At 49.0% G+C, this 14,800-nt stretch carries 18 protein-coding genes and 1 pseudogene; all 19 read right to left on the bottom strand.

Features of this window, described 5'->3' with window-relative positions; all coding sequences use genetic code 11:
- Nucleotides 1–2: 2 nt before the first annotated feature.
- Nucleotides 3–1,016, bottom strand: a complete 1,014-nt coding sequence (locus F3I44_RS24170; protein ID WP_150019645.1) for a hypothetical protein — start codon at nt 1,014–1,016, stop codon at nt 3–5.
- Nucleotides 1,003–1,608, bottom strand: coding sequence for a YmfQ family protein (locus tag F3I44_RS22430; protein ID WP_150015754.1), 606 nt, complete (start codon nt 1,606–1,608; stop codon nt 1,003–1,005). The genes F3I44_RS24170 and F3I44_RS22430 overlap by 14 nt, the downstream gene beginning before the upstream one ends.
- A complete protein-coding gene (locus F3I44_RS22425; RefSeq protein ID WP_150015753.1) occupies nt 1,608–2,690 on the bottom strand; it encodes a baseplate J/gp47 family protein in 1,083 nt (360 codons plus the stop codon). Before F3I44_RS22425 ends, F3I44_RS22430 begins: the two co-directional genes overlap by 1 nt.
- Nucleotides 2,683–3,099, bottom strand: coding sequence for a phage GP46 family protein (locus tag F3I44_RS22420; protein ID WP_150015752.1), 417 nt, complete (start codon nt 3,097–3,099; stop codon nt 2,683–2,685). The genes F3I44_RS22425 and F3I44_RS22420 overlap by 8 nt, the downstream gene beginning before the upstream one ends.
- Nucleotides 3,100–3,107: 8 nt before the next feature.
- On the bottom strand, nt 3,108–3,689 hold the full coding sequence (locus F3I44_RS22415) for a phage baseplate assembly protein V (protein WP_150015751.1): 582 nt from the start codon (nt 3,687–3,689) through the stop codon (nt 3,108–3,110).
- A complete protein-coding gene (locus tag F3I44_RS22410; RefSeq protein WP_150015750.1) occupies nt 3,686–4,750 on the bottom strand; it encodes a phage baseplate assembly protein in 1,065 nt (354 codons plus the stop codon). The genes F3I44_RS22415 and F3I44_RS22410 overlap by 4 nt, the downstream gene beginning before the upstream one ends.
- Entirely contained in the window at nt 4,747–6,090 is a 1,344-nt protein-coding gene (locus tag F3I44_RS22405) for a DNA circularization protein (protein WP_150015749.1), read from the bottom strand. Before F3I44_RS22405 ends, F3I44_RS22410 begins: the two co-directional genes overlap by 4 nt.
- A 73-nt stretch (nt 6,091–6,163) precedes the next feature.
- Entirely contained in the window at nt 6,164–8,050 is a 1,887-nt protein-coding gene (locus F3I44_RS22400) for a phage tail tape measure protein (RefSeq protein WP_223811735.1), read from the bottom strand.
- Nucleotides 8,051–8,134: 84 nt separating this feature from the next.
- Entirely contained in the window at nt 8,135–8,482 is a 348-nt protein-coding gene (locus F3I44_RS22395; RefSeq protein WP_150015748.1) for a phage tail assembly protein, read from the bottom strand.
- Nucleotides 8,479–8,835, bottom strand: coding sequence for a phage tail tube protein (locus tag F3I44_RS22390; protein WP_150015747.1), 357 nt, complete (start codon nt 8,833–8,835; stop codon nt 8,479–8,481). Before F3I44_RS22390 ends, F3I44_RS22395 begins: the two co-directional genes overlap by 4 nt.
- The gene (locus F3I44_RS22385; RefSeq protein WP_370452884.1) at nt 8,828–10,696 is read right to left on the bottom strand and encodes a phage tail sheath subtilisin-like domain-containing protein; all 1,869 of its coding nucleotides are present in this window, start codon (nt 10,694–10,696) and stop codon (nt 8,828–8,830) included. The genes F3I44_RS22390 and F3I44_RS22385 overlap by 8 nt, the downstream gene beginning before the upstream one ends.
- A 225-nt stretch (nt 10,697–10,921) precedes the next feature.
- Entirely contained in the window at nt 10,922–11,077 is a 156-nt protein-coding gene (locus F3I44_RS22380) for a DUF2635 domain-containing protein (RefSeq protein ID WP_150015745.1), read from the bottom strand.
- Between the two features lie 14 nt (nt 11,078–11,091).
- A complete protein-coding gene (locus F3I44_RS22375; protein WP_150015744.1) occupies nt 11,092–11,646 on the bottom strand; it encodes a hypothetical protein in 555 nt (184 codons plus the stop codon).
- Entirely contained in the window at nt 11,643–12,185 is a 543-nt protein-coding gene (locus F3I44_RS22370) for a hypothetical protein (protein ID WP_150015743.1), read from the bottom strand. The genes F3I44_RS22375 and F3I44_RS22370 overlap by 4 nt, the downstream gene beginning before the upstream one ends.
- Complete coding sequence (locus F3I44_RS22365) at nt 12,178–12,570, bottom strand: phage head closure protein (RefSeq protein ID WP_150015742.1); 393 nt, start codon at nt 12,568–12,570, stop codon at nt 12,178–12,180. The genes F3I44_RS22370 and F3I44_RS22365 overlap by 8 nt, the downstream gene beginning before the upstream one ends.
- Nucleotides 12,567–12,884 carry a head-tail connector protein gene (locus F3I44_RS22360; protein WP_150015741.1) on the bottom strand — a complete coding sequence of 106 codons (318 nt, stop codon included), beginning with the start codon at nt 12,882–12,884 and terminating at the stop codon, nt 12,567–12,569. Before F3I44_RS22360 ends, F3I44_RS22365 begins: the two co-directional genes overlap by 4 nt.
- Before the next feature lie 42 nt (nt 12,885–12,926).
- Nucleotides 12,927–13,178 (bottom strand): Ig domain-containing protein, encoded by a 252-nt coding sequence (locus F3I44_RS24375; RefSeq protein ID WP_370452882.1) that lies wholly within the window; start codon nt 13,176–13,178, stop codon nt 12,927–12,929.
- 18 nt (nt 13,179–13,196) lie between these two features.
- Nucleotides 13,197–14,402 (bottom strand): annotated as a pseudogene (locus tag F3I44_RS22355) (phage major capsid protein); the annotation flags it as partial.
- 70 nt (nt 14,403–14,472) lie between these two features.
- Nucleotides 14,473–14,800: HK97 family phage prohead protease (locus F3I44_RS22350; protein WP_190315728.1), on the bottom strand; the 328-nt coding region annotated here is incomplete at its 5' end.

The following is a 14,800-nucleotide window of genomic DNA, read 5'->3' as shown; positions in this document are numbered from 1 at the left end:
TCTCACCAGCCTATAGCTTCCCAATACGCTCCGTTATTGTCCTGACCACATAAAAAACCAGCCTGCGTAACATTGCCTGCGGTTGCATAGTTATCTGAATAAACTGTGACACCATTATCTACAGCAGTTACCTGCACGTTGGCGCAGGCATTTGGAAACGTGATTGGAAAATTAACTTGGTAATGTCCGCGAGTTCCGGCATTTATCGAACCCCACTGACGGATGCGGCCAGTAGCGGAATTCTTTTCCCAGCCGCCCGCCAGATTAGCCGTTGCTGTTGTCACTGCGCCCGTCGCGCCGTTAACGCTCGTTACCGGATAAGGAGGCGGATTATTTTCGTAATACATAGCCCCCTCATCTGATGAGTCAACGGTCAGCCTGAGTTTCCCGTCAGCTCCCCAGCCAAGATAAATTTTATTAGAACCCTGGTTTGCTCCCCCGCCCTGCTGAACGGCCACCCAGTTACCAACGTTTCCCAGACCTACATCTGATTTACCCAGGCTTACCGCACCTGTTTTACTGTTTACGCTGGTTACAGGATAAGGCGGTGGATTATTGTTGTAGAACAGCTCGCCCATTTGAGTAGAGTCTATCTGGAGAAGAGCTTTTTTGCCGTCCCAGCCTACATAGACCTTATTATCTTTCATGCCGGTGCCACCGCCCTGCTGTACAGCAACCCAGTTACCGACCTTATCAAGCGCAAGGGCTTCCCGGGCTTTGGCAGAGTCAGTCAGATCGGACAGGTTTTTATCTTTCTGCAGCGCACCGCTAACGCGGCTGTCGTCTTCTGCAAGAAACAGGACTTTCAGCGCCGTTAGTAGCTGATTAAGTTCACCTTTTTTTAGTGTTATATTCGCGGCCTCAATAACGGCGCAAACCTCTTCCTGAAGCGCATCAAACATGTCTGCATTAAGGTCTGTAGACTGCCTGCCAGTTGACGGATCGCCATCTGTGAAGCCGTTTTTACCCTGCCCAAATTTGTCTTTCTGAGCCGTACTGGTGTCAATTCGATGCATTTTTTTTGTACTCCGTCACTTCATCCTGCCCGTCGTATGCAAAAACAACTACGGTGTGCGACGGGCAAAGCTTGTCTATTACGCACTCAACAACGGTGTCGCCCCACGTTCGGAGCGCTTCGTTACACTTGCTGCGACACGTCATGCGCTTTACGTTCGCATTTTCTGGAATGTTGACTTTCCAGTAATAGCGCCAGTATTCGCCCCAATCCGCATCAGGGGATTTGTCATCGTTTTGGTACTGCGTGATTGTGGTCGTCGTGTACCCCAAGGCGTCAAGCTGTCGGCGGTAAAACGCCTCATTTATCCCACCATAGCCGTTGACCTTCGCATCGAGGCGGCGCTGTCGTTGCGCCAGTGTCTGTACGCCATCCGGCGCACATGCATCAGGAAGGCCGCAAAGTGCCTCATAGCGGTCGATAAGCTCCACTGTAGAACCGGGGTCTATTTCTGTGGTTAAGTCCTGTGTGCGTTTATGTACGCGAGCCAGAGAAGGGGCTAACCCCTCCAGCAACGCGTTATCACCCTCCCATGCAGGACCTGGTGGAAGAAGGTTCACCAGCAATCGGGTGTACTCATCCTGAAGAGCCATCAGCCGTTGTCCTTCTTCTCATAAGTTACCCAAGTGATTTCACCCAATACCGGTAATTCATATTGGGAAAGCTCGATGTCGCCGGTAGGAACCTCAATTCGGTGTGCAACGTCTCCCGAAGCAAGGCTGATCGCTTCACTGAAATCAGAGTAAAAAAGTTTTTCGGATGGCTTACCGGCACGAAGAAGGAAAGATTTAAGCTCTTTCTGTGCAGCCTGACGGATAGCGGCGGTGTCTTTGGCTAACGCTATAGTCATGTCGATTTTTTTGGCCGTAGGCGCAAATATCGTTAAGCCAGAACCGGCTACCGGCGCTAACGGCAAAATGTGTTGTCGGACTGCAGCAATCAGCGTGTCATCGGGGATAGGTGAATCAGGATTACTGGTTGCCACCATCACGCCAACAGTGCCAATGCCTGAATAGTGACGATACGTCCACGCCCGACTGATTCCGGCGATATCGGTAGCCCAGATAACATAATCCTCATCCGCGCCGCCCTGCGGGGTGTAATACCAGCGGGCCATAATCCGTGATCGCCATTCCTCTATGCTTTCGATATCCGTACCGCCTTGCACGGTATCGGCATATCCGGTTGATGAAAGCCCGGAGACAGGCTCCAGCAGCCTCAAGGCTACCCCATCGTCCGTGTTCGCTGCTGTGCCTGCCGTCTCTGCCTCAATCGGCGCTCGCAATACCCCATCAGCAACAGTTGCATCTGCGGTCGTGGAAAATTCTGTTTGATCGTCTCGCTGAATAAGCGTTCCTGCTGGCAGAGTAATGACGTTCTGCACGCCCTCCCAGCGCACATAACCCGCCGCTGTTGTAGCCTGCTTACGTGGGACTCGTTTCAGATTACCGTGACGCACAAGCCAGCTTTCGTCGGCCTGATCGGGTAAAATATTGCGGGCCAGATAATCGAGGTATCCATAAAGCGTATGCACCGCTGCGGCCATTACTCGCGCATAAACCTCAGCATCGAGACGGCGCAACAATACGTCATCCTCAAAGCGGGTTAACAAATCACTTCTGATCGTGCTGATCAACTCAGGCAGTTCAGGACGAGAAAAATCACTGTCAGCCATTCAAAACTCCTTGCCAGATATCGTCAAAAATCAGAGCGTGCCTGCTGCCGTCACGCTGCCAGATAACAACGCTCAACTTCAGCGATGAAAGCCCCGTGCGTGAAACATCAATATCAATCCGGGCCGCTACGCCGTCTTCAGTCATCCAGGCAAGCGCCTGTTCGGCATAGTTCCGCGCACTGGCAACGGTGTTATTAGTAAGTTTGCTACGACTAAGCAGCCACAGGCGCGAACCAATGCGATCATTGGCTACTGTCGGGTAACTGTCGCCCCACCAGCCAAAAGGTCGCTCTGTGTCATCGTCAGGCTCAGCTCTGCGCCAGGTGAAGAGAGATATAATTACTGCTCGTGTTAAAGGGTCGGTTATGTCGCTGGAATCAGTGAGTAAGCCATCAACGTAATAAATCATCAGTTACCTCAGCCCATAAGTTGACCGGGTTTCTTGGTCGTGCCGCCCGTTGAGTCCACATGATCGTGATCGTCGTATACCTCCCGGATAGCGGCCATTGTTCCTTTGCCGTCACTCATATCTTCAGCCGCTTTAGCGCTACCCGACATATCCACCAGCGGGGTATTCATGGCCGCTTTGTTAGTAGCGTTAAGCTCAATATCAGGCGCAGTAAGGCCAATTTTCTTTGTTGCGGTGACTTTCAGCTCCCCCGTGGACATTTCGATAACATTTCCGCGCTTCAGCACTATGCTGTCGCCCTCGTCGGTATAAATGGCTACCTCACCCTGTTTAAGCCCTTTAAGCCGGTAGCGGCGGTCTCCTACGGCCAGCACAACACCATGAGAGCGATCCCCTCCCGGAAACAGAATTACAGCCTCTGCACCGTTTTGAGGGGCAGACGTGAAGCCGTAAGATTCGAGGTGCTCCACATTTTCTTTAAGCGAACCGGCCAGCATCTTCACCCCAACCATCTGACACTTCTTAGCTGTATCGAGGCCAGTTATCACGACGCGGGAAACGATGTTCGCTATGCTGCTTCTTATGCTCAAAATGAATCGTCCTCCTGCTTTTTATGCTTTTTGAGTTTCGGCGGTTTGGGCAGGTACGCATCAGCAGGGCCAACCCTCAGCTCTGAAAGCGTGCCACTCTGGTTCAGGGTGTAGGTGACTTCAGCGATAACCATTTCGCGGTTGTTAAAGCCCAAAACGGGGTCGTACACAATAACGCGCATGTTCGGACGCCATAGATCGCCACCACCCTGACGCCAGCCCTGTACGGTGTAAGTCGTTTCGTCAGTTTTGGCCGCACGTTGCTTTGCCTCAAATTCGCATCGATATTTGCAGGTCGCGGTTGTCGCCATGCCGGTTTGCTGTATCTGGTGTGGACGGTAACGCCCTACAGCTGCGTCTCTGGATGTGTTCTTAATGGCCGCAATCGTAGCCTCTCCAAAATCATCATCGTTCCCGGCTCGCTGGCCGCTTACCTGATAATCAGAGAAACGCTCACGAATACTACGTTCGGTATCACAGGACAGGATGTTATCGCCCAGCACCAGCGCCGTGCTGGCCTTGCCTGAACCTACCGTTCCAATAATCAACTGACCTTTCTCGTCGTCGTAGGCCAGCGCCTGACTCTGACCCAAAAGCCGGTTAAGAACGTCAACTACCGTTTCACCATGTTCAGGCTGCGCTTCAATAAGGGAATCGGTAGGCGCGCCATTGTCTATCACTGTGACGCCAAACGGCTTTGCCAGCGTGGTAGCGATCTGGATGAGCGTTTTTCCTGTGTGCTGATTGGCTACTGCTGAACAGTCAATCAGGTCAGCCGTCAGACTGCGGCCAACTATCGACATTGATATTGAGGTAGCGTCATAGCGCACCGGCAACGCCTCAACCCAGCCCGTTAAAACAAGGTCTGTTCCAATCAATACCTCAACCCGGTCACCATTTTTTATTTTGGGAACGGCTTTGTTTTCGTTATCGCCAGGCCACTGGCTGGTTATCTCAACATTAAAATCCCGCGCCATGCGATCAATGCCCGCACTGATACGTATCGACGTCCAGCCGCACCATTCACGACCGTTAACACGAAGGAATACTATGTTATTCATCTGACCGGCACCCTCAGTTGTTCAACAGGAACAAAGCCCGGATGCGTGACAGTGTTACGTGTGAGTATGTCTGTCTCGCGGCTGGCATCGTCGAACCACTCAGCGGCCAGCACCAGCGCTGGCAAAACATCTTTAGGGGTGCGCGTGACCGTCTTTTCAACCTGAGCCAGACGAGAAGCAATGTCCCGATTAACAGAGGCCCGGAGGTTTGTCAGTGATAGAAAAAGAGTGTCGTTCGTCGTTCGCAGCTGTTCTTTGTCTATCGCGTCATTGAGCGCCGTTCTGATATCACTGAGATCATCCCAAGAGACGTAATCTGCGGGTTTGCTCGTTGCTGCATCTGCGTCCAGGGCAGGATGCGTAACATTCACGATATCGGAAACGTTACGATTGATACTGCTGGCCGTACTATTACCGCTGTTTAATGAAGCAGCAGACTGTGCCGGCTGCGGAAGAAGCGCGACCGTTCGGGCCGCTTCGCTGATCGCTGTCGTTCGCACTGTTGCAGCAACAAGATTACTTAGCGACTTTTGCGTTTTTTGTGTGCCTGAATCGTTACCCCATACGCCACGGGGCGACAGGCCGCTATCCAGTGTTACGCCGGAGAACGTCTGGATCATCGTCGTCAGGTCTTTAGAGTCACCAGAGAGACGGGAACCGGTGCGCCACGCCTTTTGCAGTGCCTGAACAAAGTCATTTGAAGTGCTGGGCGGGCTAAGAAGAACAGATAAATCACCCTGCATTAAACGCATCGCTGCCGTTACGCCGGAATCGATCATCTGAAAAGTGTTCGCTACATCATTCAGCATGGCCGTAGCGTTGCTGATTACATCGTCCTGAATGAAATGAACAACGTCATCCAGAGAAAAGGATGAGAACATGTCACTGATCGCGCTATCCAGTGAATCAGCATCACCCGATAGCTTTTGTCCCGACGCTGCGCCAGCAGTAGGAAATGTCAGTTCGCCAGACTCAACAAAAGCGAACGAGATCCGACACATTCTCCCTTCTGTGGTGCTGTGAGTAACCCTCACTTGCCCGTCAATATTGCCCTTCATTTCTCCATAGGTCGGGTGAACAAGCGTACCGGAACCTGCCGTTTCAATCGCGGTAATCAGCTTATCCCGCTGATCAATATAATTTTCCCCGATAATATAGGCATTAATATTGAAACGTCTGGTTGCGCGGCCTAAGTCTTCTGTCCAGGGCTTATCCCGGTTAGGGTATTCATGTACCTGAACGCGTCGCCCAAACGTGCCTTCATCATCGACCATACTAAATTTAACGCCGCGCCATGAAGCAGGGCGTAACCTTGAACGCCAACCTGAATCTACATCCATAAATTATCTCCAATAATAAACCCGCAATGCGGGTTTATTTTTCGATGTAAACATTTTCATCACGACTACAGCATTACTGAGGTTTTCGGAAAGGTGAATAACCAACATCAGATGTAACTCGCATATATGGATCACCTGCTTTTGGATTGTCGAGCACTCGCATCCCTGGAGGAGCATTATCAAACGTTACTTTAAGTTCAGTCTGCTGTTTAGTTGGCGATACAGCACGGTCAAGTGGAACTAACGGTTTATAATCGTAAATATTATCAACTGGCCTTCCCTGCTTGTTAGCAATATTTACCTCGTTCTGATACCAACCGCCGTGCATCCTATTTTTAAGTGACGTCCAAAAAGAATCAGTCCCATCCTTTTGCTTCACAGCTTCTTCAATTTCTTTGAGTTGGTTAAACATTTCAATAGCGACAGCTATATATATTGTCGTAGCTCCAAGTCCACCAATTTTTGACAAAACACCCTGTAACTTTGTAGCCACCGAAAGTGCGTCTTTAAGCGTACCCACAGTATTAAGAGCAAACTTCCCCCCCATATACAGAGAAACACCACCAGCAACAGACTCCCACCCACCCAATGCCTGAGCAACACCATCAATATCGCCCCACACCTCCCTGATAACAGGACCAACCTGATCCCAATTGTCAATAATAAGATACGCACCACCCACCAGCGCAGCTATTGCCAGTTTTGCCGGTGACAAATCCATAACGTTATTAAGTATTTTCGATGCCTTAGACACTGCGCCTAATGCAAGACCAGTTCCGATAAGGGATTTAGAAAGATTCGCTATCTGCGAGATTGTTTCTGGATTTTTTTGCACAAACTCATCGAACTGTTGAATAAGTGGCACCATATCTTTAACTGCATCATTGATAGCAGGGAGAAACGTACTGCCAACATCAACCCCAACAATATTTAAATTATTGGAAAGTATTTTTAATTGTGATTGAGTATTCTTAGTTACCGCTTCAAATTCTTTCTGGGTAGAGCCTGTATATTTCTGCGCATCTGAAACATCGCTAAAATACTCTTTCAACTTATCAAGATTGTTAAGCAATGGAGTAATAGCAGCTGAGGACTCACTACCAAAAAGCAGAGTTAATGCTTTGGCTTTTTTTGCTTCCGGTAATTTATTTATTCCTTCCAAAACCTTGACCATTGTTCCACGCGCATCTTTCACCATGCCATTAGCAACCTGTGAAGGGTTCATATGTATAGCGTGGAAAACTTTTTTAGCATTACCAGAGTTAGAACTTGTAAGTGCTTTAAAAAAGTTTTTAATACCAGTTGCAGCAACGTCGGACTGAACACCCACGCCCATTGTTGTTGCAGCAAGTGCCGCCAGGTCTTCTGCTGAAACATGTGCAGCTTTTGCAATACTTGATACATCTGTTACCACAGATGCAATCTGTGCCCCCGTGGCCTTACCATGACGGCCAAGATAACTAACCTGATCTGATAGTCTCTCAATATCAGCTTGGGGCATCTTGAAGGCTGCACGCCATGCTGTCATAGCCTGCCCGGCATCTTCCGCAGACATACCAAACGCCACACCTGTTTTTGCCGCATCTGTGGCGAATTGTTTAAGTTCAGTATGTGCAACACCAGCCTGGCCGGCTGCGGCAACAATCTCAGCTATGCCATCCGCTGACATTGGGATAGAGGAGGAAAGATCTAATATATCTCTGCCCATCTTTGCGAAAGCTTTCTGATCGTCCATCCCTTCGACAACCTTTCTGACCTCCGACATCTTTTCATCGAATTCAATGGCTTCATGAATGGGAACGGCAAACATTCCAGCAATACCAAAACCAGCTGTTGAAGCGATTTTAGAAAGAGAAGCCATCTCTTTCTTAAAACCTTTAACCTGCCGCTGCATTCCCTGTAGCGGCCCGGTTAATTTGTCAACGGCGGTTATAATGGCTTTTAGTTCAAAACTATCCACCCTTTATATCCTCATTGATGCGCACAGCTTCCGATTCTAATTCAAGAAACTGTCCGATTGGTTCCTTCATTAAAGAAAGAGGATTTATTTTCCAGAAGTATGCTGTGTTGAAGATTCTTCTTCGGAGCCTTCCACTTCCGACGCATTCTGGATCCCCGACTGAGTAAAAAAACCAACTATTAACATTGACGCTTTAAAAATATCGAAAAGATTGATTTTTTTAGCAGAACTTTTAGGGATTCCTGCTAGCACAGGTATGTACTCCAGACAGGCAGAGGAAAGTGGTTTAACCTCCCCATCACCTATTGAAAAAGGAAAGCCATATTTAGTTATTTCATCATAAGTCGGCTGCCTTAATTCCAGTACATGCAGTTTTTCGCCATGTGCAGTAATAGGAGAGGACAAAACCAACTCTTTCTTTTCTTCAATCATTGGAAATCACCATTTTCACTGTGGAATTCTACTTCTACCGTACCTTCTTCGGGGTTGTAATTCATTTCCCCATGAACCCATGCATCGGAAAGCACATAAACCATTCCGTTAGCGAACTCAGAAGTTACTGTCATATTTTCAGAAGACGCCAGTTTTGAGAACGGAAATGTTTTAGGTACTTTTAGCGTAGCCTTTGTATACGCTGCCCGGTGTGTTTCCTTATAATCAACAGAACCATCGAGGCCAATAATATCATCCTTAACTTTAGTGTTCATCGGAACTTCAATACCACCAGTTGCGGATAATTGCTGTCCATCGACTTTGATATAACATGTACCAGCTAACTTAGGCATTAGCAGCCATCTCCTCATCGCTATATTGCAGACGGAATTGATTCAAAAGCGCAAAGACGCGCAACTGATTCACATAATCAGGTGGGAACAATACATCTACGCGATTAACGTTATTAGCATTGCGCACCACTTTAAGATTTGATTTGAACGTGTCGAAGTTCTCAACAATGCCCGCTGTTTCTAACTGACGATAAACAGCGCAGATTTCCCCTTTAAGTACGGCTGGCGTAACAATTGCCTGTCCTGCGCCATAGCGTGTGCCGTCATCTGCCAGTTTGTGACGCGGGTATTTTGAAGTGATAGCACTCTTTAATTTCCGAATAACATACGCTGAGGTATGCAGTGTTTCAGAATCAAGGTAGCTGTTATCACTTACGCCATATTTGTTTTTCTTGTAAGTCGTAATATCTCGCTGAATTAACAACGCGCCAGACGTTACAGAAGCTGTAGCGATACCGTGAGTCAAAAGTGACTGCTGTTCCGTAAGCGTAAAACGGCTTCCCACTGGTGCAGGTAATGCGCCTGTTAGCTCGCCCGTTTGCGTGGGCCGTGCCGGATCATTACGTAAAAACACCGCCTGACGGCCCAGACGATAGCCAATCAGCTCATCATAGGGCGTCTGCGTTGCTACCTCATATCCGCAAATGGTGAGGTGTTGCTTATTGAACGAATCACCAAACTCTACCAGCTCCGATAACGTCCCGGTTCGGGCCGTGTAAACATGGCCATAAAGCTGTCTTGCCCAGCTCCAGCGCCCGGATGAATCGTTCATTTCAGCGTCCATAGTCGCCAGAGACGCCGAATCATTTAACGCCAGCCCGATAAAGTCGAATGCCTCATCACCCATTGCCGCTATAGCGTCGTCCGGCGTCAAGCTGGCCTCACCGCCTTTCATGCCATCAATAATGATGGTGAGTCCATCTGGTGTCTCTTCACCACCTACCGTTCCATAATAATTCAGCGTCAGAGGAATGGCATTACCGGCTTTGCCAGCATATTTAGCAGTAAGCGTAACCACCGCTGTTGTTACGCCACTTTTTACCCCGGATGCTGATTTAACCTGCGCAGTAACTGTCGCGGCACAAGTAGCCGTCTTTTTGCCATCCTTAGTTGTCACCGTGATATTTGCCGCGCCCGCTTTAACGCCAGTAACGACGCCATCAACAACAGTTGCGATAGTTTCATCGTCTGAAGCCCAGGTAACAGCCTTGTTCGTCGCCGTAGCAGGCGCAATGGTTGCTGCCAGTGGGTCAGAGGAAGCGCCAACGGCTACACTCAACGTTGTTTTATCAAGCGTTACGCCGGTGACAGCAACACTCTGGGCTGAGATAACAATGCTCTTATCTGCTGTTTTATTACCATCCTGTGTCGTGACCGTGACTTTTACCGTCCCAGCCTTAACCGCTGTTACTTCGCAGGATTCGTTATTGCTACCGGATGGTGCGAGCGTTGCCAGGCTGGAATCATTCACCGTCCAGGTAACAGTTTTATTCGTGGCATTGTTGGGGGAAACGTTAGCAGTAAGCGTGGTTTTATCACCCACGGCCAGCGAAGAAGACCCTCCCGACACACTAACGCCATCTACGCTAACAGAGGCTGCTTTAACCGTGGCCGTAACCGGCAAATCGGCTTTTGCATTAATCGCATCAGCCAGCGCCTGAGCACTTTGTATAGGCGTATCATCAGCTGAAATAACCGCCTGAACCCGATTAGTGCCGATATATACACTTATAGTGCCAGCCGCATTAGCAGTACCTGATATCGATACAGTACCAGTGGCGTTTGTACCCTGTTTATCATCATCTACAGCAATAACGTAAAGTTCGCCAAACGGATCAGTTGCGCGGTATGCGGCAACCATCCGTGCTAATTGTGAACCGCGCCCACAGATTTTTTTAGCCAGATCAGCAGAAGGCATAATAACCGGCTTGTTACGATCGATACTGGCTTCAGGCAGAACCTGACCAATCAAAAGTGAAGGCCCGGAATCCTGAGCAGTATTTGCCTTACTGTTGTCCATTTCTGCATAAAACAACGGCACTTGTACATCTGAAGGCAAATTTTCAAACGAAACTGAATCAGCCATTTAACTTTCCTTTGGTGGTTTTTCTTCTTTCACGTCACCATCTTTTAAGCGACGCAACCAATAGCCATCTTTGGGGACATTTCGCCCTTTTTCGGGCAACAGGTCGCCACGGGCGGGATCAGGAACTGATCGCCCTTTTTGAGGGACTACATACATGGGGTTACTCTTTTTTAGGGGAAGTGGATTTCTTCGTGGTGCTCTATCTCGCCATCCGGCCCGCCGCCAGGACTGGCATAATCGAAATCTATCATGACAGTTTTGAGCGGTGGCAATTTGCTAAGGTCGGCACCATGACGAGTATCGACGTCACTCACCTCACGTACCGCTGAAAAGTCGAACTGATAGTAGAGTAGCTCGCGGTTAATGCTGATAACCTGCCCGCCTTCGTACTTGATGGGATAAGTGTTCTCATCGACTTCCCATCCCAGCAGGGCCGCCCAGATTTCAGCCCTGATATCGTTGACCGAATCATATGCATTTTGTCCGCGCTGATCGGCCCGGTTATCTAAGGCAACTATCACCGCGAAACCTTCCGTCACCAGCTGATCATAATCTGTCTGTGATTTCTGTTCGCCAGCGTTATCACCCGTTGGGACGACATAAGCAGCAGGCGCTTGCATTTGAGAGACATTATCAATGGCCTTAAACTCCGCAGCCCCACCAACACGCCCACCAAATGACTGTGATATTTCGCGCAGTGCTTCAATAATTAAAGATAACTTCATTTAACCACCCTTTTTACTCTCGGTGGCCGCAGCGATTCCCGCAGCGCCCTTTGCAATATATAGCGTGTCCATGCTTTACGGCTCTCCAGCACATCAACCATAAAGTTATTGCGTGGAGCGATACGCCATTCAGATGAGCCGGTTGTGTTTTTATGGTGTTTTTTCTGCCTAACGGCCCCCTGGTGAACTCCATAAAATAGCGCTGCAGGATAAAAAACATTACCACCATGCCGATCCTTCTTCTCTGGCAGAGCCTGACCGCCGCCATCCCCGCGCAATTCACCCGGTGCAATTCGCACCATCAGCCCTGAACGGCGTGATGAAGCATTAGGCACCCAATAACCAATAGATCGCGCTAAAGCCCCGGTCTGATACCCTGGATTCTCTCCCGGAGCAGAGACACCACGACGCATAACCAGGCGGCGGGCATCTCGCATGTGTATCTGACCAATTTTAAAAAAAACACGCCGCATTTTGGCCCGGTTAAAAACCAGATTTTCCGGCGTATCAAAATCAACGTGAAAAACAGGTCTAGCCATAAGCACCCCCACTGTAATTTTCCGCAGCGCCCTTCGATTCACACTCAAGCAGCAGGAAGCGTCCCGCGCTATTCAGATCACGTATTCGCCGAATTCGCATCACTTCACCAGATACAACCGCTTCCCACTCTGAAGAAATATCAGTGCGGTAACGAATAGTGAGATAGTGCGTTACTGTCGTATCCGTCTGCACCGTTCCCTGATAAGTAGCTGCCCCGGTTTGTCTGACCTTAGTCCATGTCTCAAACGTCGAAAGGTCTTTTGATACCAGAGTGCCACTATCACCGGGAACACTGATCCGCTTACGGTATGCCACGCGCTTGTTTAATTCCCCAGGGTCAGGAAATGAGTAATTCGCACTGGTTAGTGCTGGCGCTCGTTTCATAGCGGAATAAACCGGTAGGGGCCAACCAGCCAGTTAAAGGACTGCGGCATTTCAGACATTTCAACATCAGAAACGGATGATCGGCTTTCATAAAGATGCGTAACCAGCATCAAAATACCCTGTCGCACATCGGCGGGCAGAACCAGACCATCAGGATCACTATCAGGCACTGAATCGGCGTACAATTTGCGGTTAAGATACGTAGATGTTCTGGTCTCAGCCGCAGCTCCCAGAGCCTGAAGTAAACCATCTTCTGCCGTATAATCTGGTTCAAGCCGTAACTGCGTCTTAATCTCTTCAAGTGTGATTATCATGCTCTCACCCAAATAAGCCTGCCCTCCAAGGGCAGGCGCACATTAAGCAACTGTCGCGGCACAAGTAGCCGTCTTACCACCATCAGCAGTTTTAGCCGTGATATTGGCCGTACCTGCTTTGACGCCAGTGACAACACCGTCAGCAACCGTGGCGACTTTTTCATTATCGGAAGCCCAGGTAACGGCCTTATTCGTCGCCGTGGCGGGCGCAACGGTCGCTACCAGTGCGTCAGATGAGGCCCCAACGGCAACGCTCAGCGTTGTTTTGTCCAGCGTTACGCCGGTAACGGCAATACCTGTATCAGGACTGGTTAATCCCTTAATGGCAGAGACATCTTCGAGTACACAATCAAAGCGATGAAATGCCAGAAATCCTGTTTGATCATACTCGGCGTAACGTTCAACTAAGCGACGTAGCAACATATATTCGACACGGCGAACGATAAAGTGGCTGAAATCGCCGCAATACATAAAGGATTTACCAGTGCCAATATCCGCAATGCCCTGATCAACAACATAAGGGGTCGCAAAAACAGTAGCGGGGGCGATCCCCACAACATCAGGTAACCAGATAGGCCGATTCTGGTCATCTTTCATTTTGCTTATCTCAAGCAAAGTATTGTCATTAAAAGCGAAACGGAACTTTGGCGAATTTCTATAGGCTGGGTCAACGCTATGCTTGAGCGTGAGAACGTCTTCCCATGACAGTGAGCTACCTGCGATACCCTTTGTCTTTGAAACCCACTTATCGAGTCCCTTCGGAGTTTTAGTGTCACTACCATCACCGTTAATGATGTACTTTGCCTCACCACGCCCAATACGTTGCGCAATGCGTCCAGCTAAGAACCCTTCGATATCGATTCCGCTGTCTTGTAAAAGCTCATTCGGCACACGAATGATTTTTGATGTGAGTTTTTTTGCACCTAACTGCACAGACCCAAAATTTGCCGCTTCTTCTTCTGCCGCTTCATTTTCGCCAATCAGCATCCCTTCTTCTTCAGTACCATCACTGAAGACCCAATCGATTGGCTGCCCATTTGGGGTCGTCAGTATTTGCGCGACTGAAGCAATACCGCCGTATGCCTTCATTGCCTCCACAACGCGATTCCAGAATTGAGTAGGTACGGTAAACCCCCCTTTCTCATTCGATCCCGTAGACTGCCAGTCGCCGGACGCACGTAATTCTTTCAACGCCTGTCGTTCTTCCACAGTCATTTCCGAAAGACCAACACGGATAAACTTGTTAAACGCAGCAGCACGACGGTCTACATCCACGTCCCCCGGACGATTTATTAAACCGCGCTGTTCGGGGTTGAGTTCCTGTACAAAAGTATCGTCGAGAGACTGGATTTCCTCCTCCCGCTTAATAAACTGATCTAAACGAGTGAGTTCGCTGTTCGCTTCATCCCACTTACGGCTTTGCTCTTCCGTCCAGGAATTATCCCCAATGTCGTCATGCAACTTACGCATTTCGCCAGCAATGGTTGAGCGTTTCTGTTTTGCTTCATAAAGTTTCATTCTGATATTTCCTTTGGGTATAAAAAAACCCCGCCTAAGCGAGGTTATTTCTCGATAAATAATTATTTAATTAAATATTTAACAATCGCATGACACGCTCTCGCGCCATCCGCTGGTTAACAGCCTTTTTCATAGCGCCACTATCATGTGCTTCTTGCCATGCCTGCATTGAACGAACAGAAGAGCCTGCCTGCTGATATGCAGGATACGTTACTGGTGATACATCAAACAGGCGGGATACCTGATAGATTTCGTGTATCAGCACGCCGTCGTCGTCCTGATACCAGTCATCGCCATCACGAGCGATGCGAAATGCAAACGAACTTTGGCTAATATCTCCACGCTGCATGGGTGCGATTACCAGATCCCGAATCGTCTGTGTTTCAGGGGCGGTAATT

Source organism: Pantoea sp. F_5 (genome assembly GCF_008631595.1).
Lineage (GTDB): Bacteria > Pseudomonadota > Gammaproteobacteria > Enterobacterales > Enterobacteriaceae > Pantoea > Pantoea gossypiicola.
This window is presented reverse-complemented; position numbering and strand designations above follow the sequence as displayed.